Annotated in this window: 21 protein-coding genes; 12 read left to right on the forward strand and 9 right to left on the reverse strand. The window is 46.9% G+C overall.

Annotation, left to right across the window (positions count from 1 at the left end; all coding sequences use genetic code 11):
* Positions 1–72: 72 nt before the first annotated feature.
* The 4 genes from CFK45_RS13375 (at position 73) to CFK45_RS13390 (ending at position 8654) form a co-directional block, all read left to right on the forward strand.
* On the forward strand, positions 73–3369 hold the full coding sequence (locus CFK45_RS13375) for a hypothetical protein (protein ID WP_143247587.1): 3297 nt from the start codon (positions 73–75) through the stop codon (positions 3367–3369).
* Positions 3370–3853: 484 nt separating this feature from the next.
* The gene (locus CFK45_RS13380) at positions 3854–5635 is read left to right on the forward strand and encodes a hypothetical protein (protein WP_096086953.1); all 1782 of its coding nucleotides are present in this window, start codon (positions 3854–3856) and stop codon (positions 5633–5635) included.
* A gap of 604 nt (positions 5636–6239) precedes the next feature.
* The gene (locus tag CFK45_RS13385) at positions 6240–6590 is read left to right on the forward strand and encodes a hypothetical protein (RefSeq protein WP_143247588.1); all 351 of its coding nucleotides are present in this window, start codon (positions 6240–6242) and stop codon (positions 6588–6590) included.
* A gap of 66 nt (positions 6591–6656) precedes the next feature.
* Entirely contained in the window at positions 6657–8654 is a 1998-nt protein-coding gene (locus tag CFK45_RS13390; RefSeq protein WP_143247589.1) for an agarase, read from the forward strand.
* A gap of 127 nt (positions 8655–8781) precedes the next feature.
* Here CFK45_RS13390 and CFK45_RS13395 read toward each other — a convergent pair whose 3' ends face one another.
* Positions 8782–10119: a HAMP domain-containing protein gene (locus tag CFK45_RS13395; protein ID WP_096086956.1), complete on the reverse strand. Its 1338-nt coding sequence runs from the start codon at positions 10117–10119 to the stop codon at positions 8782–8784.
* Positions 10120–10346: 227 nt separating this feature from the next.
* On the opposite strand from CFK45_RS13395, the gene CFK45_RS13400 reads away from it, so the two are divergent.
* Positions 10347–10679 (forward strand): zinc ribbon domain-containing protein YjdM, encoded by a 333-nt coding sequence (locus CFK45_RS13400; protein WP_096087078.1) that lies wholly within the window; start codon positions 10347–10349, stop codon positions 10677–10679.
* A gap of 87 nt (positions 10680–10766) precedes the next feature.
* On the opposite strand, the gene CFK45_RS13405 is transcribed toward CFK45_RS13400, so the two are convergent.
* The 4 genes from CFK45_RS13405 to CFK45_RS18495 all read right to left on the reverse strand — a co-directional run bounded on the left by CFK45_RS13405 (position 10767) and on the right by CFK45_RS18495 (position 13600).
* Complete coding sequence (locus CFK45_RS13405; protein WP_096086957.1) at positions 10767–11372, reverse strand: YceI family protein; 606 nt, start codon at positions 11370–11372, stop codon at positions 10767–10769.
* Positions 11373–11630: 258 nt separating this feature from the next.
* Positions 11631–12506, reverse strand: a complete 876-nt coding sequence (locus CFK45_RS13410; RefSeq protein ID WP_096086958.1) for a diguanylate cyclase — start codon at positions 12504–12506, stop codon at positions 11631–11633.
* Positions 12507–12639: 133 nt separating this feature from the next.
* Entirely contained in the window at positions 12640–13329 is a 690-nt protein-coding gene (locus tag CFK45_RS13415) for an SDR family oxidoreductase (protein ID WP_096086959.1), read from the reverse strand.
* A 94-nt stretch (positions 13330–13423) separates the two neighbouring features.
* Positions 13424–13600 carry a hypothetical protein gene (locus tag CFK45_RS18495; RefSeq protein WP_158224706.1) on the reverse strand — a complete coding sequence of 59 codons (177 nt, stop codon included), beginning with the start codon at positions 13598–13600 and terminating at the stop codon, positions 13424–13426.
* Between the two features lie 215 nt (positions 13601–13815).
* Between CFK45_RS18495 and CFK45_RS13420 the strand changes: the two genes are divergently transcribed.
* From CFK45_RS13420 to CFK45_RS13440, 5 genes are all read left to right on the forward strand, one after another.
* On the forward strand, positions 13816–14997 hold the full coding sequence (locus CFK45_RS13420; protein ID WP_096086960.1) for a phosphoglycerate kinase: 1182 nt from the start codon (positions 13816–13818) through the stop codon (positions 14995–14997).
* A gap of 222 nt (positions 14998–15219) precedes the next feature.
* A complete protein-coding gene (locus CFK45_RS13425; protein WP_096087079.1) occupies positions 15220–16395 on the forward strand; it encodes a phosphoglycerate kinase in 1176 nt (391 codons plus the stop codon).
* 120 nt (positions 16396–16515) lie between these two features.
* Positions 16516–16830 carry a hypothetical protein gene (locus CFK45_RS13430; RefSeq protein WP_096086961.1) on the forward strand — a complete coding sequence of 105 codons (315 nt, stop codon included), beginning with the start codon at positions 16516–16518 and terminating at the stop codon, positions 16828–16830.
* Between the two features lie 86 nt (positions 16831–16916).
* A complete protein-coding gene (locus CFK45_RS13435) occupies positions 16917–17324 on the forward strand; it encodes a GFA family protein (RefSeq protein ID WP_096086962.1) in 408 nt (135 codons plus the stop codon).
* A 286-nt stretch (positions 17325–17610) separates the two neighbouring features.
* Positions 17611–18903 carry an ammonium transporter gene (locus CFK45_RS13440; RefSeq protein ID WP_096086963.1) on the forward strand — a complete coding sequence of 431 codons (1293 nt, stop codon included), beginning with the start codon at positions 17611–17613 and terminating at the stop codon, positions 18901–18903.
* Positions 18904–18968: 65 nt separating this feature from the next.
* Here CFK45_RS13440 and CFK45_RS13445 read toward each other — a convergent pair whose 3' ends face one another.
* Both CFK45_RS13445 and CFK45_RS13450 read right to left on the reverse strand, forming a co-directional pair.
* A complete protein-coding gene (locus tag CFK45_RS13445) occupies positions 18969–20288 on the reverse strand; it encodes a tetratricopeptide repeat protein (protein WP_096086964.1) in 1320 nt (439 codons plus the stop codon).
* A gap of 120 nt (positions 20289–20408) precedes the next feature.
* Positions 20409–20879, reverse strand: coding sequence for a hypothetical protein (locus CFK45_RS13450; protein WP_096086965.1), 471 nt, complete (start codon positions 20877–20879; stop codon positions 20409–20411).
* Between the two features lie 241 nt (positions 20880–21120).
* Between CFK45_RS13450 and CFK45_RS13455 the strand changes: the two genes are divergently transcribed.
* Complete coding sequence (locus CFK45_RS13455) at positions 21121–21447, forward strand: YciI family protein (protein WP_096086966.1); 327 nt, start codon at positions 21121–21123, stop codon at positions 21445–21447.
* A 29-nt stretch (positions 21448–21476) separates the two neighbouring features.
* Here the strand turns inward: CFK45_RS13455 and dinB are convergent, their stop codons facing one another.
* Positions 21477–22523 carry a DNA polymerase IV gene (gene dinB, locus CFK45_RS13460; protein ID WP_096086967.1) on the reverse strand — a complete coding sequence of 349 codons (1047 nt, stop codon included), beginning with the start codon at positions 22521–22523 and terminating at the stop codon, positions 21477–21479.
* A gap of 165 nt (positions 22524–22688) precedes the next feature.
* On the opposite strand from dinB, the gene CFK45_RS13465 reads away from it, so the two are divergent.
* Positions 22689–23450, forward strand: a complete 762-nt coding sequence (locus tag CFK45_RS13465) for a hydratase (protein ID WP_096086968.1) — start codon at positions 22689–22691, stop codon at positions 23448–23450.
* Between the two features lie 84 nt (positions 23451–23534).
* Here the strand turns inward: CFK45_RS13465 and CFK45_RS13470 are convergent, their stop codons facing one another.
* Positions 23535–24752: an MBL fold metallo-hydrolase gene (locus tag CFK45_RS13470; RefSeq protein WP_239923685.1), complete on the reverse strand. Its 1218-nt coding sequence runs from the start codon at positions 24750–24752 to the stop codon at positions 23535–23537.
* Positions 24753–24792 lie beyond the last annotated feature (40 nt).

Raw genomic sequence — 24792 nt, forward strand, 5'->3', positions numbered from 1 at the left:
ATGTGTTTTTATCTCTAGTGATCATTTGCTTTATTTATCTTGTCGAACATAACACTTGCTAGGAATGTTTTTATGAGAATGTCTTTAGTTCTTGTTTTGCCGTTGTTGTTGGCTCTGTATGCCTGCGGAGGAGGGGGGAGTTCATCAAGTCAGAATAATGAGAGCCTTGATTTAACCCCCGAAATTCCAGTTCTGTTAAGCCCAGAAAAAGAGATAATTCCAGGTGGCGAGCAAACGCAGACATTTATCGTAAATGGGGTTGATTCACCAGTTTCCATTAGCATCGATGGCGCGGAGTATGCGATAGATGGAGGGGGTTTTACGTCTGAACCCGGAATGGTTGGCAATGGTCAAAGTGTCTCTGTCAAAATGTTTGCACCTGATGCATATGGAGAAAAGGCTACCGCGGTAGTTACGGTTGGCCGAAGCGAAGTGCTCGTCCAGGTTGTATCTGAGGAAGAGGATTTAACTCCAGACGAAGTTGTTTTTAAAGATATAAACTCTGCGTCTATTGGTCAGGAGTTTGAATCTGAGGCTCACATCATTTCAGGAATTAATAACTCTATTCCGATAACTGTTTCAGGGGCTCTCTATTCCATTGATGGAGCTCCATTTACTGGTGAGCCAAGTATGATAAGCGCTGGGCAAGCAGTTTTAATGAAAATGATGTCTGGTGACTCGTTTCAAGAAAAAGTGACTGCTGAGCTTACTGTTGGTTCGGTAATAATGACCTGGAATATTGTTACTGAGGCTGAAGACAAAACTCCAAATGTCTTTAGCTTTGATGTAGTGACAGATGCCATGCGCGAAAGTGAGCATGTTACGCAACCTCTCCAGATTACCGGCATTAATACTGCTACTGATATCAGTATTAGTGGAGGAGAATATTCTATCGATGGTAGTGACTTTACTGCGGACTTGGGGAGCATCAATGATGGCCAGCATGTATCTGTTAGGTTGATAGCTTCTTCCGAATTTTCAACGAACTCAGTAGCAAAACTTACTGTGGGTGAAACGTCGGCTGATTTTGTCGTTACTACTGAAGACCTAGACATAACACCAGATGAAACTAGCTTTATCTCTTTAACTGATTTAGCTCGCGACCAGCTTGTTGAATCAAATCTAATCACAATCAACGGTGTGAATAGCCTTGTACCAGTGTCAATCGCTGGTGGTGAGTACTCCATTGATGGCGGTGAATATACAAAAGAGCCAGGGCATGTTGCTGAAGCTCAGACCATTAAACTTCGTGCATCCGCAAGTAGCGACTGGGAAGGTATTCATGAGGTTGTGCTAACTAGCAATACAACGAGTACAAGCTGGATACTAACAACCATGGTGGAAAATATCCCTCCTGAAGCGGAGATTATTTTCCCCATCTCTGGCACAAGCACCTCTGCTGAGGAGCTGAGGGTGCGTGGTATTGCGACTGATAATACCGACATCGCTAGTGTGAACGTAAATGGCGTCACGGCAGAACTTACGACCTTAAGTGTTAATGAGACTGGTGTTGTTGTTGAATGGGTTGCGGATATCAGTTCAAGCGCTGAACATGGTCTAATCAGTATTGATGTGGAAGATACAAAAGGAAACTCCGCCTTAGATGCTGATTCAGTAACAATTCACAAAAACTATAGATTGCCATGGTATCTCTCTCACGTTGAGAGGGGTGTAGCTATCTTTGGTCGTCACGTTTGGGACGCAGAGCGTGCGGATATTATTAATGGTCAAATGCAAAGCTTCCGATTGAGCACAGATGGCATAGGCCAAGGTTGTTATTCACAAAAAAATAACAGCTATTTTTATCTTGAGACTAATGATTCTGTCGCTGCCGACGCAGATTGGGCCGGTGATGATCATATTGATTTAGTTGTTAAAGCCTATAATTTCGATACAGGATTGATATCTAGCTACTCAGAGTTTATGGCATCTTCTTATCCCGGGCCGGAACAGATTTCGTATAAAGTGATAGAGTTAGAGTGTGCTGATGAGCTCGATGCAGTGTATGCCTTTACTAGTCTTATTAAGTCAGGTTATGAAAACTATTATTCACAAATTAGCAAAATTGGAACGAGCTCATCAGCTTCTGCAGAAGTGGTTCTAAGTAGTAGTGATGAGGGTTTCGCTGAATGGGAACTTGAAAACGCTACGATATCCGGCACTAGCCTGGTTACTATTAGTTCTGTTATTGACCCTGAGGTATCGATATTTAATTTGAATACGATGGAGCTGACTAACAGCTATAGCCTGACCCTTTCAACCGTCCGCGATCTGGCTTTTGATAATGATAATAAAGTGTTTTTTGTGACGGACTCTAGCACCTATCAGCTGCTTGTAGGCTCAGGTGGGTTCTCCAGTTTGTCTGTTGTCGACGCAAATGACGATAACGCATTTCATTCGGTCTCATCTATGGTGATCGGTGATGATGATCAGCTTTATGTAAGAGATGTTAGTAAAGACGCATTATTTGAAGTGGATCCTGCTACCGGAGATAGAAGCTTATATTTAGCGCCATCGCAAGTTGGACAAGGCGATGCACTAGTAGCTGGACAGTCGATGGTGATTGATAAAGATTATCAAAAAGCTTATGTGCTGGATCGTGTAGCTTGGCAGAAAATTCTGCTTGTTCAAGTGGATTTGAACACAGGTGATCGAGAGCTGCTAGAGGAAATTGGCACAGTTGAAGCTGTAGAAAATCTAGCTCTGGAAATCTCTGGTGACGATGAAACTCTATATCTGTCTATAGAGTCGGCTGTCTATAGTTACGATATTGCTACGCAAGCCTTAGCTATAGTAGCGTCTTCTTCCTACGGAACTGGCTTTGAATTTAATGCAGTATCATCATTGGATTTAAATGAAGACGAAACGCTGTTGCTTGCCAGTGATCCAGAGCTCGGAGCTGTTTTTTCCATCGATCTTGAGTCGGGATTAAGAGCTCTGATATCGCAAAATGGTGCTGTAGGAGATGGGCCAGATATGCTGAGCATCAACGGCGTTGTTGCGCTAGATAATATTTATGCCCTAGTTTCGGATAGCGATTTAGTTGTTTCAATAGATAAAAATACTGGTGATAGAACAGTGATTTCACCATCTGCTTGCCCACACTGGTCTGTTGGTAATTTGGGTGTCGATCTGGAAGGGCATTACTTTAATGGCCTTCGTCATAGTGCAATTGATAATAAATTAATGGTCTCTGGAAACTTTTCCAGTATCTCAATTGGTTTAGAGGATAATCAATGCACGTTCTATACCTTCACAAGTAGTCGCGATATTTATGCTTACGGCAATGATACTTACTTCACTTTGGCCTTTGATGCTATTCAATATGTCGACTTTAAAACAGCTGGTGTAGTAGATGTTTCCAGATGATTCAGGCCTGTCGCCGGTTTGAGTAGTGAATTTTGGGGGTAGTTTACTTATTCAAGTATTAGCTGTGATCAGCGATGATATAAGTGAACTGCCCTTTTTCTAGGCTAAATGGATCTAGTATCCAAAGATTAAATAAATCGATGTATATACTGCCAGTAAAGGCACTGTAGATAAAACTGTGTAACTGGCTGTCTTGCTGACCGCAAGGGGACGGCTAAAGATCGACAGAGAACAAGCAAGACTAAAAGCCCTCACTTGCGAGGCAATTACTCCATCATTTCAAGTGACAACCCTCATTATTCTAACCATTGGCTAAAATGTATTCAGCAAAGATTATTTGATGTGCGTTTTGCTGTTAGTTTGTCTGTCTGAAATAGCAAATTGTTATATGGTTCGGAATAAGCTTCTTCACGAATTACTCCGTATTAACTGAGTATTTCAGGTGCATATTGCCGTGGTATAGCTTGGGTGTTGAGGAGCTGAAATGAAGGTTTTTCGCGGCTTAGTCTTAGTGGCCTTTGTACCGTTTCTAATTGTTGGCCTATCAATTTTATGTGCTCGGGTATTAGCTCAAGATAAAACAAGTGATATTGACCCTAAGTTATACCTTGTTCCTGAGGGCGAGTATTTAAATTCTACTTATGTTATCGGTGAGTCGATGACGGTGCGAGCGCGTTTTGATGCTGGCGAAGGTAGTGTCGTTAGCGATCAAGGGCAGGGTATTGAGTTTTTACTTCGTCGGGTAAATGCTAATTGGGAAGTGATTTCAGATCTCGCTGTAAATGATAGAGGGGCAATTGGCAAAAGACGAGGTCTCTCAACGGTGTCGATTCCGCTTGGGGCGCTTTTACCCTCTCCTGATTTGCCACCGGGGGAGTTCTATTTGCTGTTTGTTCATTTTATCTCTTCCAGCGGTGTGAATACAAATACCCCTGGTGTTGCACCAATTTTCATTGTTTCAAAAGATAAAGCGGTGAGCAATAAAATTGAAAAAGTTGTCCAGGTTCAAGCGAAAAACGTGGATGAGGGTATGGATTTATCTGTTCCTTTTTTGCGTTTAAATGATTCTGCTAGGTACATAAACGAAATCTATGCTGATTCAGATAGAATGTATGTTTCTACCGTATTTAACGCAGGGGAAGGGAAAACGGTTGATAAATCTAAAGGTGGTATAGGTTATTATTTGCGCCGGGTGGATAATAATTGGAATATTTTTTCCGATATTATTATTTATGACCGTAGTGCAATTGGCAGGCAGTCTGGTGTTTCCAGTGCGCAAATTCCGCTAAATGACTTAGTTCCTTCGTCAGATTTGCCCGATGATCAGTACTATTTCTTATATGCGCAATTTTCTGCATCAGATGGTAGTGTTCACGATATCCCCGGCGTGGCTCCGGTTACGATTATAAAAAAGCTAGCGACTGATGGCGGCTCAATCGCCAATCTATCTAAAAAAGATAGAGAGGTTGTTATTGCAGTGGGGGATTTGGCTGCCAATGCATTCAGGCATGAAACCGTTAATAAAGGCCGTCGCTGCGAAGACATAAAAAAGTATAATTCGCCGAAACTTCTTTCCCGATCTGTTATCGAGTTGGTACTAATTTGTCAGGCGTTTAGGTCGGTAGGTAATAATATTTCTCTTCGTTTTGTTATTGCGCCCAATTATAGTCGTTCATTGGAGTTGGTTAAGTCTGGCAGCGCCCATATGATGGCTGAAAGCGCTTGGGATGATGATATCGACAAGCAAGAACTGTATGTTACTGAGCCTATTATACAGAAGGGTGAATACTTTAAAGGCATCTACAGTACTGAAGAAAAGCTTATGCATATGAAAATCAAAAGTGCTGAAGATTTACGTCGTTATACCGCGCTAACACCAACACACTGGCATGTTGATTTAAAAGCTTTACGATCTATTGGCGTAACAAATAAGCTCGATGTTCATGTTCCGATGGCTATTATAAAAATGATTCACAATGGCAGGGGCGATTATATGTTAGGTGATTTTACTCGTCAGAACCGCATGGCTATCAGTGATGGCGAGTTACTCCTGTATCCGGTTCAGGGGGTAAAAATTGCTTTATACTCCGAGCGAAGGTTTGTTTTATCTAGAAAGGCAGACCCTGACGGCGAGTTAGTTGAAGTTATTAATCAAGGTATAAATAATTTACGAAAGCAAAATATTATTAAACAGGCTTTTAGTGAGAGTGGGTTTTTTAATAATAACGTAGGTGATTGGCGGGTACTAAACGATTCGATTAATTAAGGTGGAATTAATCGTAGCGATTATTATAAAAAATCGTGTAAATGAGGGTGCTAATATTTTTCCCGTGCTTGAATTTTTAAGCTAAGTATAATCGGGCAACGTTACTGACACGTTCAGTTGACTATCTAGGTTTTACTTCTAGCCTGAACTCAGATTCCTTTTCTAAGTCTACGCAAGTTATCCACTGCTTTGGCGCGAAATGCAACATGTCTATTGTTTGAGATAGCGGGCTTAAAAATTTCATTGATAATTCTTCTTTTCGATATTAGTATTTTTGGGCTTGTTTGTTTTGCTCGATTCACAACTATCATAATTTGTCGGGTACAGCTTCATTGTTTCAGTAGTCAGAGGCGCGTATCGAGCTTTCGCGCTATGTGATTTAAGGTGGCCAGTTGTCACCTATAAATTTGATCATGCTCAATTTTTTGATGTCTATCTAACGTTGTTCTTTGGTGGCGCAATAATTTGCTTTTGATGCGAATGGATGCATTGATCGAATGTCTTGGTTTTCTGTTTTTAAGAAAGCCACTTGCACTTTGGGTTGTAGTGCTTCTCTCTGCCGAATATTTCGGTAAATTTTTACGCAAAATAAATGGAGAAATTTATGCGTAGTTTAGTTTTTGTGGGCCTAATTTTACTTTCCGGTATTGCGTCAGCAACCATCTATACGTCTATGTATGCTTATGGAACGATCAGTTCTATCGAAGCCCATGACGACGGTTCTGTTGGTGTAATCATTAACACCTCAAATGGTGGCGGTTCTGTTGGAACTTGTGGCTCTTCTAACGTTTGGATCTTACAATCCGGGGTTAAAAATGAAGACAAGTTCTTTACCATGTTATTTGCTGCGGCGGAAAGCGGCGAAAAAATCTATCTTCGTGGTCGTTCGTGCCTGTCTAGCACTTTCTGGACATCGGGTACTCAAGCGAATGTTATCGCAACAGTGAGAATGTAATTCGCACGAGCGCTGTTAGATATGTTGTTTTGTGCGAGATTACTCTTCTGTAGTTGCCTTTCTTTCGTGCTTTTCTCTAGCAGCGCTGTTTGCGCCAATATTGAAGATACCGTTACCGTTGACTGGGCTACAGCTTTGAATATTGGCGGAGAGCGATATTTTGACCGTCAAAAATTTATTACTATTCATTCGTGGAGCGGTGAGCAAGATTGGTCTGATGTCTACGGAGAAAACTTCTCTGATAACTTGCTTCGAGACTTTATTGAAAAGTACGATGTCTATTTTGGCCGCGATACAGGAACGATTGCCTGGGAGCTAAATCGTCTATCTGAAAGCAAGGTTAGGTCGGGCTTTGTCAGTGAAGAAGAAGTGAATGACAATGCCGGCGCTGCGAGATGGATATATAGCCAGCATGAAGCTAAACAATGGCAGCAGGGGCGATCGGTTGCAAATAGGGATAAGTCGCTTGTTGTTGCCGGCCGGCCAGTCGACTTTTGGCCCTCTAGTCATTTTTCTGCAAGACAGTGGTCTTTCCCGGAGTTTTCCGTCGACAATAAAAAATTCGGTTTAGCGTCAGCATCGTTTTATGCAGACTATCTTGAAAAGTACTTTTCTCAAGGTGATGGGGATATGGGCCGGCCAAGGCCTAAATATCTCGAGGTAATCAACGAGCCACTCTATCACCTTCACGATTTTCCTTATGGCGGTGAGCAAGCAAAGCAAACACTCGATTCAATTTTTCAGTTTCACAATGTGGTTGCAAAACAAGTTAAGTCTCAGGTTCCCGATGTTCTAGTCGGTGGCTACACGGCAGCGTTTCCCGATTTTGATAAAAATAATTTTGCCAACTGGGAAAGCCGTGACAAACGCTTTATTGATATGGCGGCAGATAGCATGGATTTTATATCCCTGCACCTATATGACTTCCCTAACTTCGAGGGTCGTGGAGAGTATCGGCGCGGATCAAACGTTGAGGCGAGCCTGGATTTACTTGAGCACTACACAACTTTAGCAAGTGGCACGACAAAACCTTTTCTTATTACAGAATACGGTGCGGCGGTGCATCAATATCGGCATCAGCCTTGGAGTAAAAAACGCGACGGTCTTAAGTTAATGGCAATTAATTCGCTGTTGATGTCTTTTTTGGATAGACCTAACCAGATAGAAATGGCTATTCCATTTATCACTGTCAAAGCTGAATGGGGTAGGGTTGCACACGATATTCCCTACACAGATAGATTGTTGATTCAAGAATTTGAGCGAGGAGCAGGACAGTCTCGAACCTGGGTGTATTCAGAATTGGTTAAGTTTTACCAATTTTGGCGTGATGTCAATGGCCGCTCAGTTCATGCTTTTAGTGATACTCCGGACGTAAATGTAAAAGCCTACAGTGATGGAGAGTATGCTTATCTAATACTGAATAGTTCGGATTTTAAACAAAGAGAGGTTCATATTAATTCTCTTTTCACGGGCAAAGTAGCTTCCGTAGATATACGACACCTGTATTTGAATAAAAATGAAGAGCCTGTTCTCGATGAGTTCTCATTAGCTGAACTACCGAAAAGCGTAGCTATGGGTGATCAGGCGACAATTTTACTTAAAATAAAGTTTTTAAATCAGCCTATTCAGAAGCAAGAGCGGGTGCGAGAAAAGCATTATGCACTTGAGTATAAAAAAGCAATTAAAGCGAATAAGAAGACAAGTTTTGTTTTTGATCTTAAGGGCACTGCTGAACCCCAACAAGCCGTACTAAGGGTGGGTGTTGGTCGAGATCATGGTTTAACGCTGTTTCCTAAGCTGGTTGTCAACGGAGTAGAGATATCTATTCCGAAAGAAATAAAAGGCTATGATCAATATCTTAACGGCAAAGGCCGTTTGACGTTTTTTGGTGTGTTGGAAGTACCTATTCCTTCTTTTCAGAGAGCTGACAAATATACGGTTGATCTGGTATTCCCGGATAGTGGAGGTTATGTCAGTTCAATGGCCTTGCAGCTAGATCATTTGGCCAACTCGCCTGAGTTGTCGTCGCAGGCGCTCAAGCAAACAACACTGAAGCCTATTTAGACATAGCTTAATGGTTAGTTGTGGTTTAACAATTTGTTAAATTTCCCCCCAGGATTCAGTGCTACAGGAGCGGTAATTTCGACCGAAGCTCCTGTAGTTGCTATGGATTACTTTCTGAGACTTAGTTTTAAGATGCTTTTTGGCTTACTAGGTTTACTCGCTTATTGCTGGTCGCGTTAGCGAAGATAGATCCGATAATTGGGGACAGATTTTGCAATAATTCGAGCTGCTCTTCATTAAATTGCTTGTGCACACCCTTGCCGACAACCAGCGCAGCTTTCCAGCTGTGGTCATCGTTTAGTAGTGGCATAACGACAAATGATCGCAACATGGTTTTTTGAATAAGCTCTCTAAAAAATAGTGCGCCACTGATGTCAGTGTTTTTGGCCCGTACATCTTCAACCCACAGGGATTTTTTTTGTTTTATACACTCGGCAATGTCTTGTTCCAATTTAGATCCCGAGTCTAGATTAACAATACGATGGCGCCAGGTACTGACTTGGGTATCGCTCTGTTGATGGGTCAGTACCAACTTCTGGCCCTGCTTGTCTTGTATTAACAGGCCCATCCAGTCTGCGTCAAGGTAGGATTGGGAGTCATTCCAAAATGCCGCGAGTGCATCTCCGGGTTGGCGTGAACTATTTAGCTTGGTTAGTAAGTTTAAAATAAAGCCAATACGCCCGGATAAAGAGTTAAAAGCACTGGTCATCAAACCAATTTCATCTTTGCGTTTATCGGCTAGTTGATAACCAAAGTCGCCATTGGCGACGCGGTGGCTGGCAGCAGCTGTGCGCCCAACTCGCCATACAAGCCACTGCACCAGAACCAGCGCTAACAGCATGCCCAGTGCCGTGATCAGGCTGGCCCAAAACGCGAGCTGGCGACTGTTTTGATCGGTTAAATGAATCAGCTCGCGATAAAGGCCGATCATATTTTGCAGCTTGGAGGTTAAGCTATCGGCGTTTTCAACAATATACTGAGCGCCCCATTCAAGGCGCGGTTCATTTTTGTCAGTCCCCAAAGCCTGGTTCAGGCCTTGTTGAAATTTTGCCCAATGAGTTTCCGACAGCTTGATTTCGGCGGCCAGCTCTTGCCAGTTTTCTCTAAAGAGTTTGCCCTGTAAGCCGTGTGTTAACTGTTGCTGTTGGTAGTCGGTTGCAACCCGCTTGAGCTTGTTATCGAAGCTGTGGATATCACTCTGCATTTGTTGGTTAAAGACAGCAACATCGCGAAAGTAGCTTTCATAATCTCGCGGCGCATTGGCTATATAGTACTCGCCGCGCGCTTTGAGGTTTAAGCTGGCATCTTCAAGCTGGCCAAGGTCGCTGAGCATGGTGTAGTGCTTGGCTTGGCTTTCGCCGATAGCGTTAAGGTATTGCAAGGTAGCAGCAACAACAATAAACAACAAAACAAAAACAATGGTGACGATACTTCTAAGGCGATATGAAACGGCCTCGCGACTCATGTGAACTCCCCGAACTGAACATGTGGTATAGCCTGCTTGTGAACCTTAAGTCGCTATGGTGCTGGCATTTATTACATACAATCGTTTAATAAAGTTTCTGCATTTATTGCAGGCGAACAAAGAGCGGCTTTATGTTGCGATGAGCATGGTTTTATTCGGTTTTTGTTCGTGCAGGGCAAGCAGCGAATCGGTTAAAATTGGTGAAATTTTCTAACAAATTATCTTCTATGAGCTCTGCTTTGCCGCCGTGCCCTGAATGCCAATCAGAATACACCTATCACGACGGTACACGTTTAGTCTGCCCTGAATGTGCTCACGAATGGAATGAGGGCGAAGAACAAGATCAATTGAGCCTGAAAGATTCGGTTGGTAATAAAATCGTTGAGGGCGATAAAGTAACTCTGGTCAAAGATTTAAAAGTTAAAGGTACATCTACGGTATTAAAAGTTGGTACCAAGGCCGTGATTAAGCGCATCGTCGAAGGCGATCACGATATTGACTGTAAGGTCGATGGAGCGGGGCCGATGATGCTGAAATCGAGTGTTGTCAAAAAAGCCTAAATTGCGCGTTATTTCGAGCTTGTTAACAGTGAGTTATTGATAACAGCTGAGCCGAAGCGAGCCTATTATCAATAACTCTTCTGCTTTTTATTTTTTCTGCAGTACTAAATCAACGTTGACAGGCACGGCCAGAGCGATAGAGCTCAAGCCTGCAAGCTCTGTTAACTTTTGGATACCCGAACTTAGATCAAAATCAGCTGCGTTGACAATCAGTGACTCGCGGCTGATCACTCGCAGCTTGCCATCTTGTTGTTTTTGCACGGCAAGCTTGGCAGACAAAGACTGGGTTTTGCCATGTAGCTGTAGAGTTAACGGAAGCTCTAACTCCAGCTGTTCGCCAACTTTAAGTTTGTCGACGTTGATATCACTGAGCTTGCCCGTCGCCTTGGCAGTTTGGTACTGCTTAACTTCAAACAAGCTCTCGCGCATGCGTTGATCGCGAATATCGATACCTGTGTCAACACTGTTCAAATCAATAACAAGATTAAAGCTACCGTCTTTCTTTAGCTGGCCAGATAGGGCATTAAAGTGATGAGTCTCGGCGACACTGCCTTTTTTGATGCTGATAAATGTTAAGGCTGACAGGCTGTTGTTGATTTGCCAGTCGGCGTAGCTGAAGCTTGAGGCAAAACACAGCAACGCAGCTGCCAGGCCCTTTTTAAAAAGTGTGTGCTTTAAAATAGAGTATTTCATATTACTTCCCTTTAGTTATGACGGTGATCGGTGGCCGGGCGATGATAGTAGCGCTATTTAGTGAGCTCGCCGGCTATTCTTGTAGCGCCTATTGGGCTGGCACTTGCGTTCCATGCTAGGTAAAAATGAGCAGCTAGGCTAGGGCCTGTTAATACTAATTAAACAACAAGGCCGCTGACAGAGCTTGAGGGGAGTCTCAGGGTTAAGGCTATTAAAGGTTTTCTTTTGATAGATTTTTGCGATGCTCTAGTCAAAAAACTAGAGCGCTTGCAAGTCTTCGATCGTTAGCTTTTTAGGGTCGAGCCAGTATTTTGTTTCGTTAACGGGGGTCGCCGGGTGCATAAACGGGTTGGGGATACGGATGACGGTACGCTGGCTGACATCGGCATCGATAAGGGCATCTTTAAACATCGGTGCTGAAAACAAGAAACGGTCGTAACTGCCGTCATCTAACATGGCGTTCATGCCCGAGTGCAGAATATTGCGCAGCTTTTGGTCTTCAGCGTTGACATAAAAATACATCGCAAACGGGTATACCAACAGCAGGTGTTTTTCGACGGTTAGGTTGAGGTCTGTGCGCGAGCGAATCTCGCTCCACGGCTCGTGAATGGCGAGCGGAAAATAGTCAAAGCGCGCACCATCGAGCATGGGCCACAGGTTAACACCTTTTGATGTCGTTACCGTTGGCAGGCCCGCAGCTTCGATAATAACTGTATCGCCCCAGCCCATGCCCGAACCGGCCTCGAAGCGCTTGAGGTCGTCGAGGTTTTTGACCATGGCAAAGGCACTTTGGGATTCGGGGCGTATGCTAAAAATGCGGTGGCCTTGAATGCCCTTAAAGATGGGCACACGCACGGGCAGTAAAATTTCTTCCCGGTCTTCACTCATGCCGGCCCAGATGATATCGAGGCGGCCGGAGCGAAGCTCTTCCGTTTGGCGTGAGTCGCTCAAGAATTCTGTTGCTTCAATAAAGTTGGCTCGGTAATCCTGGGCTTCAAAGATGCGCCCGAGCAGTTCGACGACAAGCCTGTCTCTATCGTTGTTGGTCTGCGGAATGTTGATATCGATGCTGCGTTGGGCCAGGCTTTGGCTGCTGAAAAAAGCTAAAAACAGGGCGCAAATGTAGGCTTTCATAGAATGGTCAAAACTGAGTTTATTGTCTATGAAAGCTAGTTCAGCGCCGGGCCTTTCGCAACTATAGACCCGGCCTCTTTAGAACCGATCTTTGTAAGTGGCGGCCGTGTTTCAAGGCCTGTTGTAAGCGCGCTTAACTGAAGTTTTCTTCACACTGGGGGCGGATAATCAGCTCGTGAATGTGGGCATTGTCGCTGCTTTTTAGCATGCTTAATACGGCTTCGGCGACGTCTTTGGCCTGCAGGTACTGAGGGCGCTCGGCGTCGCGGAAGTCAGTATCGACACCGCCGGGGTACAGGCTGAGCATTTTGATATTGTCTTTTCTAAGCTCTTTGCGCATGACCTTGCTGTAGGCGTCCAGGGCGGCCTTGGAGGCGCTGTAGCCGGCGATACCCGGGTTGGCGTAAAGCGCCGTGGTAGACAGTACATTGACGATGCTGCCGCGCTGGCGCGTTTGCATCTGCGGCACCACTGCGCGCATAAACTCTATCGGAGCGTAGCAGTTAATGCGCATCATCCAGTCGAGGTAGTGGTGCTCCAGTTCGTGGCCGGCCGCGCGGCCATTGTTGAGACCGGCGCAATTAATCAGTATGTCGGCTGGGCCAAAGCGATGCTCGGCATCAACACAGAAGCTGCGGATGTCATCAAAGTGGCTAACGCAAAACGCTCGGGCAAAACAGTTAACGTTTTTAAGCGCTGCGGTGGTTTGCTGCAGCTTATCTTCGCTGCGCCCGCAGAGGCTGAGTTTGTTGTCTGGTTGATCGAGTAGAAGCGCAAGTTCGCGACCGATGCCCGAAGAGGCACCGCTTAAGACTATATGCATGGGCTGCTCCTAAAAAGTGTCGACAGCATTTAACGGCAAGTCAGGGTTCGGGTCTAGGCCTTTTTACTTTTCTTATATCAGGTTCGAGCGCTTGTCAGCTTCGCAGCTGAACAAGCTGAGTTTGCACCGTAAGCCAGGTAGCGCTGAGCGCTGCTTGTTCTTTGTTTGGCTGAGTTGCCAGCTGGCTGCCGATCAGGGCTGCGCCCAGTATCAGTGCTGTCAGCGCTAGCGCCGCATTAGTTTGGCTGTTGCTGTTTTTGATCTTTTTCATGTTGCCCGGCCGCTGTGAAATTGAACTGAGAGCTCAGTGTGGCTAGTTTTAACTGAACCGCAGCTTAAGCTGGCTGATGATGTTTGCCTTGGGTGCATGGCCTGCGGCGGACTGGCGTCGACTTGTCCTGCGACAAGTAAAGCGTTTACCCTTTCTGTAAAATTGCTTGCGATTTTTAACTTATCGCACTCTCTCGATTCCCAATGGAGTTCTCTATGGCAGTTCAACAAATGAAGGATCTCGACCTCAAAGGCAAGAACGTTCTGATTCGTCAGGACCTCAATGTGCCCATCCAGGACGGTCAGATCACTTCCGACGTTCGCATTCAAGCCTCTCTTCCTACTATCAAGGCCGCGAGCGAAGCCGGCGCCAAAGTCATGTTGATGTCTCACCTCGGCCGCCCGAGCGAAGGTCAATATGAACAAAAGTTTTCTCTGGCGCCCGTTGCTGCCCGTTTAACGGAGCTGCTCGGCAAAGACGTCAAGCTGTTGCAAGACTGGCGAGCCGGTGTAGAACTGAGCGAAGGCGATGTTGTACTGCTGGAGAATGTGCGTTTTAACGAAGGCGAAAAGAAAAATAGCGACGAGCTTGGCAAGGCCTATGCCGAGCTGTGTGATGTGTTTGTTATGGACGCCTTTGGCACAGCTCACCGCGCGCAGGCTTCAACCCACGGTGTTGCAAAGTACGCCCCTGTCGCCTGCGCCGGGCCACTATTAAGCGCTGAGCTCGAAGCTCTAGGCAAGGCGCTCGACAATCCGGCTCGGCCTCTGGTGGCGATGGTTGGCGGTGCTAAAGTCAGCAGCAAGTTAACCGTGCTCGATTCACTGTCAAAAATTGCCGATGTGCTGGTTGTCGGCGGCGGTATCTCCAACACCTTTGTTGCCGCCGATGGCAACGAGGTGGGCGCGAGCCTGTACGAGCCAGATTTAATCCCAGAGGCTCAGCGCCTGTGTAAAGAAACAGAGGTTGTCTACGCAGTTGATGTAACCACCACAACCGATGCCTTTGATGACTGGGCCGACGATTCTCCGGTTGAGGTCAAAGGCGTGGATCAGGTTAAGCCCGGTGAGCAAATTATCGACTACGGCCCTGAATCCTCGGCAAAAGTGGCGGCGATTTTAAAAGACGCTAAAACCATTTTGTGGAATGGGCCCTGCGGCGTATTTGAGTTTGACGCCTTTGCCAAAGGCTCGGAAGTTGTCGCGCGTGCGATCGCCGAAAGTGATGCGTTTTCTGTGGCAGGTGGCGGAGATACCCTGGCAGCCATCGACAAATACGGCCTAAAAGCCGATATCAGTTATATCTCAACCGGTGGTGGCGCCTTCCTCGAATTTGTTGAAGGTAAAAAATTGCCCGCAGTTGCTATCTTAGAAGAGCGTGCAGCTGAAAAAAGCTAATACGTTTTGAGCCTTTCCGGGCCCGGGTGCTCTGCTTGGGCCCAATGTGTTTGCTGTCTACCTTTGCGTTTTCGCTTTAACCCTTGTGCTCGCTTAGCGCCGTGTGTGCTTAGACCATCGCGAAGCTCAAATTCTTGATGCGGGTCAAACGCTTTCAAAATCTGTACAATGGCCGCCGATCTAAACCCTCCCTACTATTTTGCTTCCTAAATGGAGTCACCCATGGCAGTAAAACAAATGAAGGATCTCGACCTAAGCGGTAAAAAAGTACTGATTCGTCAGGACCTTAATGTACCCATTCAGGACGGAGAGATTACTTCCGACGTTCGTATCCAAGCTTCCCTTGCTACTATCAAAGCCGCTAGCGAAACTGGCGCTAAAGTGATGTTGATGAGCCACCTCGGTCGCCCGAGCGAAGGCCAATACGAAGAGCAATTCTCTTTGGCCCCTGTTGCCGCTCGCCTGAGCGAACTGCTGGGCAAAGAGGTCAAGCTTGTGAAAGACTGGCAAGCCGGCGTCGAACTGAATGACGGCGATGTTGTTTTGCTTGAGAACGTTCGTTTTAACGAAGGTGAAAAGAAAAATAGCGATGAGCTGGCCAAAGCCTATGCCGCGCTGTGTGATGTATTTGTTATGGACGCCTTTGGCACGGCTCACCGCGCGCAGGCTTCAACTCACGGCGTTGCTAAGTTTGCCAGCGTTGCCTGTGCCGGCCCACTGTTAAGTGCCGAACTGGAAGCCCTTGGCAAGGCCCTCGACAACCCTGCTCGCCCGCTGGTGGCGATGGTTGGTGGCTCTAAAGTCAGTAGTAAATTAACCGTACTCGATGCACTGTCAAAGATTGCCGATACCCTGGTTGTTGGCGGCGGCATCTCCAACACCTTTGTTGCCGCTGCGGGCAATGAAGTAGGCAATAGCCTGTATGAAGAAGAGCTGATCCCAGAAGCCCAGCGCCTGTGCAAAGAAACGGAAGTTGTTTTTGCTACAGACGTGACTACAACCAAAGAAGGTTTTAGTGACTGGTCCGACAGCTCTGCGACTGAGATAAAAACCGCGAGTGAGGTTGAGTCCGACGAAGAAATTATCGACTACGGCCCGGAAACAGCTGCTAAAGTTGCCGAGATTCTGAAAGGCGCCAAGACCATCCTGTGGAATGGCCCTTGTGGCGTATTTGAGTTTGACGCTTTTGCCAAAGGCACTGAAGTGATCGCTCGCGCTATTGCCGAGAGTGATGGCTTTTCGGTTGCAGGCGGTGGTGATACGCTGGCAGCTATCGATAAGTTTGGCCTGGCCGACAGCATTAGCTACATCTCAACCGGTGGCGGCGCGTTCCTCGAGTTTGTTGAAGGTAAAAAACTGCCTGCCGTTGCGATTCTAGAAGAGCGCGCTGCAGAGTAAGCGCTATACGCTTTTGTTTGAGTCAAAAAGGGCCTGCGGGCCCTTTTTTATTGCTCGCTTTTGCCCGGTTTTAAAAGCGTTTTTAACGCTGATCTAAACCAAGATTAAACGTCTGTATTTATGTTCAAATGTATTTGTGCTGTTGTCGTTGCCTTGCTGCTAAATGGCTGTGCGCAGATGTTTCCGGCTCGCTCACATCAACTCGATACGGCTTTATATGAAATCAGTGCTGCGGGCAATGTTTTTGCATCCAACGATAGCCTGCTCAAAAAAATAGAAAAAAAGGCTAAAAAGCTATGCTCGCCGCAAGCTTACGACTTTGTCGATAACAACACCATTGAGTGGCATGAGTCCAAGACCTATATCGACGGTAGAAATTATCAGGGAAGTTATAAAACGCTGAACAAGCGCGCAAAATGTCGCATAGCCGAATGAACTAACTAACACAGGCTTACTAAAACACTGTTATTGTCTGATCACACGGCTCTTACACGGGCCAAATAGAGAGGAGGCTTAGTTAAATGAAAGGTAGTTGTCTATGTGGCAAAGTTCGTTTTAGCTTAGATCAAAAAGCCAAACTGTTTCAGTACTGCCACTGTTCTCGCTGTCAAAAAATTACAGGCTCGGCCTTTGCTGCCAACCTTTATGCCGATCCGGCCAGCTTTAAGTGGCTTGAAGGTGAAGAGTTAGTTGGGCGCTATGAAGTTCCCGATGCAAAATATTTTGCTACCGGTTTTTGCAAAAACTGTGGTTCATCGTTGCCTTGGTTGGCTAAAGGCGGCCGCTCGGTTGTGATACCCGCCGGCAGTTTTGATGAAGACCCCGGCCTGCGGCCAAAACAAAATACCTTCTGGGCGGACAAAGCCTGCTGGTATGAAGAGCCGGCATCTCTGCCCTGTTATAAGGCCCTGCCCGAGCGCAAATCTTAACATTCGAGTAGCCCAAAGCTACTTGTGGTGTTAATGGCGCACTATTTACAGCCATTGTCGCGGCTGAATTTCTGCACTTGTGTGGTGCCTGGGCTTTTTTCTCTAGTTAATTTTGCACCGTCATGGCGCGCCTTTATTGTTGCTGGCAGCGAGTCCGCCCGCGCTTGATCCAGCTCAGATGTCTGTGCCCACAATACTTACAATGTTGCTGGAAACAGGCCCTGTCACATGCAGTTCCAGCAGGATCTTTCTTTCAGCTCTAATAACGATAGCGACAGGGGTGCTTATGACTTCTCTTAAACGCAGTGTGTTGCTGCTTGGCTGTTTTTTTCCGACAGCAGTTTTTGCCGACGTTTTAGATAGCGGTAATACCGCGTGGATTTTAACCGCGACCGCGCTTGTATTATTTATGACCTTGCCCGGCCTAAGTTTGTTTTACGGCGGCCTGGTGCGCTCTAAAAATATTCTGTCGGTGCTTATGCAGTGTTTTGCCATTGCCTGTGTTGCGAGTGTGCTTTGGCTGTTATTGGGTTACAGCCTTGCATTTGGCGAAGGCAACGCATTTATCGGTGATTTCAGTAAGGCTTTGTTTGCCGTTATTACTAAAGGTGAGTTAGTAGGCGATATTCCCGAGTCACTGTTCGCCATTTTTCAGATGACCTTCGCCATTATTACCCCGGCGTTAATTGTCGGTGCGTTTGCTGAGCGTATGAAGTTCAGCTCGGTCTTAATTTTTTCAAGTCTGTGGTTAATGGCGGTGTATGTACCAGTTTGTCACTGGGTCTGGGGTGGCGGTTGGCTCGGTGCTATGGGGCTGTTTGATTTTGCCGGTGGCACTGTTGTTCATATTACCGCGGGGGTGGCGGCACTGGTGGCGGCGCTGGTGATTGGCAATCGTGAAGGTTTTCCTACAACAGCAATGCCGCCACACAACATGACAATGACTGTAACAGGCGCCGGTATGCTGTGGGTGGGGTGGTTTGGTTTTAATGCCGGCTCGGCCCTGGCGGCCAATGGCGATGCAGCCATGGCCATGCTGGTAACACACATTTCCGCTGCAGCGGGTTCATTGGCGTGGATGGCTATCGAGTGGAAAAAATTCGGTAAACCAAGTGTGCTTGGTATCGTCACCGGTATGGTTGCAGGCCTTGGAACCATTACCCCGGCCTCGGGTTTTGTCGGGCCGATGGGGGCCTTGGTTATCGGTAGCACAGCCGGTACTGTCTGTTTTTGGGCAACACAATTAATAAAACGAAAATTTAAAATTGACGACAGCCTTGATGTGTTTCCTGTGCACGGGGTCGGCGGCATACTCGGCACTTTATTGGCCGGCATTTTTTCTTCAACAAGCTTGGGGCTGTTTTCCGGTCACGGCTTTGCCGAAGGAATTGAGACGATGGCGGCGCAGTTTAGTGTCCAGCTTATCGGTGTTGTCGCTACGTTTATTTATACCGCATTTGTTACGTGGTTTTTATTGAAGTTAACCGGAATTTTAACTAACGGTATTCGTGTATCTAAAGAAGAGGAAATGCAGGGGCTCGATGTGGTTCTGCATGAAGAGAGCGGCTACAACATGTAAGGCGGCTGTGGATACGGCATCAATGGTGCTGTATCCACTTTGTCTACTGTACAGTTTTGTCTTCGCTAAAACTGAAATCCTAACGATGCGTTGATAAGTTGTTGTTTGTAGCTGTAGTCATCAATGTTTGAGTCGTTATTTGTATTGCGCCATTCGAGATCAGCGTAATAGTTGTGGGGTAAATCAAGGCTTATTTGCAGGCCAAATACGGCGCGTGTATCTTCGCGTACTATTCTTTCAGGTAGGCGCCTATTTTCCTGCCAGTACACATTGGCATCTTTGTATTCGCTTGTCCGCCATTGATAAAACAGCTTGCTGCTCCAGCGCTTATATTTGTAACGCCAATCGGCTTTAATGCCCCAGCGCAAGGCGCTGTAACTAATAAAATCTTGCCCTAGCTGTTTGTTTCCGCTGTCGTTGCGATTGTCGTTGTCGAACTGAGCCTGTAGTGCAAAGTGGTGAGCTCCGAGTGTTTGAGTGAGCTTGCCATAAAAGCGATTGCTGTTTCCTGCAAAGGGTTTATATAAGGAGCTGAGCTCTTGCATTTTCTGCCAGCGCAAGCCGTAGTCCAGGCGCAAACCGGAGCTGTTTTTATAGCGATTGCCAAGATCAAAAAATGTGCTTTGCATATAATCATCATCGCCGACTTCACTCTGATCTAAGCGAGCAGCAACAAAACTTCGGTTGGCCTTAATTAAGCTGAAATTTTTCCTGATGCCGGCGGCGACAATGCGGATATCATAATCGCTAACTTCTCGGTATCGATTATTGTAATAACTGGCGTCGAGTACCCAGTTATTGTCAAAATCTTCAGAGCTAAACCAGCTGGGGTTAAGGCTCAGTTCAGTAAACGTATCGCTTTGGGATGACGCCACAGCATCAACCACAGAAATAACATTGTCATCGATGCCTGTACCGACACTTGCCGAGACAAACCAGTGTTTGTTTTTTGCTTGGTCTAGCTTTTTTAAATGTTGATACGCCAGCATGGAAATGTTGTCACTTTCTGCTGTTTGATAAAGCCAGTCGAGTTGGGCAAGTGCTTGCTGCTGCTCACCGAGCTTGTACTGAGTCAGGGCGAGGTTAAGCTGAACAAGTTCATCGTTTTGCTCTTGTTTGTTAAGCTCACTAAAAGCTCGATAAGCTTTTTGCCATTGGCCGAGTTTGTAGTGACAAATGGCAATATTAAAAAGCGTGCTGTTGTTAAGTTCGGTAGTTTCTATGGATTGATACAGGTCGAGTGCTTGCTGATACTGCTTGGCATTAAATGCTTGTTGTGCCTGTTTGTATACGGCGTTGATATCGAAATATGTTTCGGCAAAAACAGTTGTGTTTATTGCTAGAAACAGTAACAACGCGCCGGGGGTTCTGAGCTGGGAGCGCATATGGTTCTCTGTTTGTTTTTTTATTTTTTTATTTTTTTATTTTGTTTATAGCTGGTTGCTGTAAAAAGGCGCAGCCAAAGCCAGTAGTGATGCTCTGGTTCAGGTTGCGCAACAGCTCAACTATTCAGCCGCTGGCTGGCGTCGTTCGCGATGCTCTTTGCGGCGCTCTTTGATGGTTTCGCGCTGCTCTTTTATGGCTGCAGCCAGTTCTTCATTTTCCGCAAGGTAGTCTTTCATTTGTTCGCGGCGCTCGTGGCGCTGCGCTTTGAGCTCATCGAGGCGAGCTTGTAAGGCCTCTTTATCACCGCTCTCTTTTAGAGCGCGAATTTCTTCGCGCGTGGCTTTTCTCTGCTCGGCGCGCTGGTCGAGTTCCGCCTGGGTGATATCGCCATTTTCAAGCATGTAGTTGGCAACTAAGTCACGCATTTCTTTGTGGGCGCGGTGACGTTTGTGTTTGTGCTCTCTGGGCTCCATGCTTAGTTCTTCAAGTTCTTTGTCGATATCTTGAGAAGAGGCAGCACTACTAATTAAGCCCGCAAGACCTAAAACCAGGCCAAGTTTTTTTAGGTGTTTTTTATTGAAAATGTTCATTCCAGTTCTCCTGTGTGTTTTATATCAACGCCGTGTTAATGCAGGTGAACACAGCTCTGAGCTGCCGATCTCTATCGTTTGATCAGCGCTTATTTCAGAGCTTAAGCAGTTGATGGCTGTAGCTTAGGAGGCAAATGTGCAAAAACTTTGCATGAAATGTGTAAGCTTTCAGGTATGCTTTGACAGCCGGGAGTTTTGACTTCTGGATATCAACAGGCCCTAGTTAATAACGGAGCAAAAAATGCCTAGTTATGTCATCAGCTACATCGGTGGTGATGCACCAAAAACGGAAGCAGAGGGCAAAGCCCATTTTGCCAAATATATGAAATGGCTCAACGACTTAGGTGATGCTGCGCTGAGCCCGGCTAACCCGTTTAAACACACGCATGTCGTTAACCCTAAAGCCGAAGTTAGCACGGGTAGCGTGACTAAGATGAGCGGTTTTAGTGTGATTAAAGCAGACTCTATTGAAGCCGCGATAGAAATAGCGAAAGCTTGTCCGTTTTTGGATATTGGCGGAAGTTTGGAGGTGAGCGAGCTTGTAGCGATGGGCTCAGACGAGGCTTAAGCTCTTTATTCTGCTCGTAGCAGCAGGCGCTAATCAAAGAGGCGAAGCTGTTGCTGGCTTTCATCTTTAAAGCGAACACCTAAGCCGAGCAGGCGCACCGGGCGCTCACTTCTTAACAGCGCCTGTTGCAGTAACTTTTTATAGTCTTCTGATTTCGCGGTTGTGCCCGCCAACTCCAACGTGGTGCTGTTAAAATCGTTGAACTTTACTTTAACAAACGCATTTTTTATTTTTTGTTTGTCGATGTGCTGAAGGCGCTTAGCAAGTTCTTGCATTAGCTCGGGTATTTTTGTCAGGCACATCTGTCTGTCGCAAATATCTTGATCAAAGGTACGCTCCACACTCAAACTTTTGCGTTTGCGCTGATTAATGACCTTTCTATCGTCGCGCCCGTGAGCGAGCTCAAACAGGCGCTGACCAAAACTGCCAAAGTGTTTGCTTAGCTGAAGTTTGCCCACTTGTCTGAGCTGCTCACAATTGTAAATGCCCAGCTTGTGTAGCTTCTGGCTGGTGACTTTGCCAACACCGTGAATTTTGTCGACGTCAAGTTGGCGGACAAAATCTTCAACCTGTTCGGGGGCAATAACGGTCAGGCCATTGGGTTTGTTCCAGTCGCTGGCTACTTTTGCGAGGAATTTATTTGGCGCAACCCCGGCAGAGACAGTAATACCGCAGTTGCGCTCAACACGCTTGCGTATTTCTTTGGCAATATTCGTGGCGCTGCCACCTTGGGCAGGGCTTTGGCTGACATCGAGGTAGGCTTCATCAAGCGATAGCGGTTCGATTAAATCGGTGTAGTCGGCAAAAATATTGCGCATCTGCGCCGAGACCTCTTTGTAAAGCGGCATGCGTATCGGCAAGATCAATAGCTGCGGGCAAAGCTTGAGTGCTTGGGCACTGCTCATGGCCGAGCGAAGGCCAAAGCGCCGGGCTTCGTAGTTGCATGTCGTGAGCACGCCGCGCCGTTCGGAGCTGCCTCCCACCGCCATGGGCCGGCCGCGCAGCTGCGGCTGCTCTCGCATTTCGACAGCTGCGTAAAAGCAGTCGGCGTCTATGTGAATGATTTTTTGTTGCATGGCTAAAACTGTATATAGATACAGTTAAGGCCGCAAGCTTTGAATTGTTCTGATCTACTTGTAAGCTTTTGGCGCTGCTTATGTTTTATAGTGCTGAAGTCGATGCCACAAGCATCGAACGATCATCGAACTAACGCCGAATCATCACCAAATTATGGAGAAATAATGAGCCTTGATTACCACCGCATTGCACAAAGCGCACTCGCTGCCCGCACAGCTGAAAACAAACAGGCGCGCCTTGCCCCTGAATTGAGAGCGGTCAGCCTCGACGATGCGCTGGCCGTGCAAGCGCAGATGATAAAACAGCGCCAAGATGGTGTTGCTGCCTGGAAGTGCCTCTTGCCACCGGCGGACGATGCGGTAGTGGTAGCGCCGATTTTTGCCGGGACAATGTGCCGGGGCGATGGCTGTGTACTGATGCCAGATGGTGGCAAGGCGCGGGTAGAGCCTGAAATTGCCTTTGTTTTGGGCCGCGACCTGCCCGCACAAAACAAGGCGCGCAGCGACGATGAAATTCGCGCAGCGTTTGACCGTGCACATATGGCGCTGGAGCTCATGCAGGACCGCTGGCAGCATGCAGCTGAGCTCGCATTCCCCGAAAAGCTTGCCGACGGCCTATTTAATCAGGGTATTTACCTCGGCCCTGAGGTTGATTTGGACAAGGCCAGATCCTGCTCTGCGCTAAACATTGAGATTGCTCAAGCGGGTAAAAAGCAACACTTCGATGGCAAGCACCCAAATGTTGATGCTTTTGCGCCGCTGCTGTGGATGATTAATTTTATGAGCGCCCGCGGTCAGAGCTTTAGCAAAGGGCAGGCGTTTATCACCGGCTCCTTTTGCGGCATTGTCGAATTGGATTTTGACTGCGATACACAAATTACTTACCAGGGTTTAGGCTCGTACACGGTAAATTTCAGCGCTCGTTAGTGCCAGCATTGTTATCAACTGGCCGCAGCGAAACCCATATTTTACCGCAGCGGGATAAAACTAAATTGGGACGAGTTGCGGCGCTTATTTGGCGCTAATGGCACGGGCTGCTGTCGCGCTTGGGTTTGTATCGGTGTGCGTGCTGGCGGGGGCTGCTTTCGCTTGTTTTCCCTGGCCCTCTTGTATTAGCGCGCGCCACCAGCGGGCTGTGTCTTTAGCTTCGGAGTTTTTGATGCTGATTTTTTGGCCCATCGCTGGGCTCAGCACTTCGACCCCGTGTTGGGCTGCCGATTGCAACAAGCGCTCAAAAGGCTCGTACCAGGCGTGCATGGCTAAATCAAAGGTGCCGTTGTGTATTGGCAGCAGCCGCTGGGCGCGGACATCAATATGAGCCTGCACACTCTCTTCGGGCATCATATGCACGCCTTGCCACAGCTCGTTGTAGGCGCCGTTCTCCATTAAGCTGATATCAAAGGGCCCAAGGCGCTCGCCTATTTCTTTAAAGCCGTCGAAGTAGCCGCTGTCACCGCTGAAAAATATTTTGCTGTGTTGGCTTTGTATCACCCAGCTGGCCCACAAGCTTTTGTCTCTGTCGCTTAAGCTGCGGCCGCTAAAGTGCTGGCTCGGTGTGGCGGTAAGCCTGACGCTGCCAGCTTCGACGCTCTGCCACCAATCCAGTTCGCTAATGCGCTGTTTATCTACACCCCAAGCCTGTAGGTCGGCGCCGAGGCCCAGCGGAACGTAAAAGTGCTTCACTTTGCCAATCAGCGCTTTAATGCTGTGTTTATCCATATGATCGTAGTGGTTGTGAGAGAGGATAACCCCTTCAATTGCGGGCAGGCTGTCAATGCTCAGCGGGCTCGGGTGAAAGCGTTTGGGGCCCATAAAGCTAAAAGGCGAGGCGCGCTCTGAGAATACCGGGTCCGTCAGCCACAGTTTGCCATCTAGCTGAAGCAGGATGCTTGAATGGCCGAGGCGATAGAGCACATCTTCATTTTTGTTAAGTGCGCTGAGATCTTCTGTGCTTATTGTTTCTAGCGGCACTTGGCCCGCGGGTTTTTTATCTATCTGGCTTTGTTTTAACCACTGCCAGCTTGCCTCGAACAAGCCGGCCATGGCCGGTTGTTTTTTATTGTGAAAGCGACCGCTGTGATACTGGGGGCTGTTCTGGATGCGTTCGAGCGCTGTGCCGCTGTCGTGGCTGTGGCTGCCGAGTTTTTCGCTAGTCATATAGGCTCCTGTACCGACTGTTGCAATGGCGAGGCCCAGGCAGAGGGCGCCGCGCAGCATTAGCTTGTTCATAGACTTTCCCCAAAAAGTACACTCGAAAGTTTACATGTGT

The sequence above is a fragment of the Agaribacterium haliotis genome (genome assembly GCF_002312815.1).
Classification (GTDB): Bacteria; Pseudomonadota; Gammaproteobacteria; order Pseudomonadales; family Cellvibrionaceae; genus Agaribacterium; species Agaribacterium haliotis.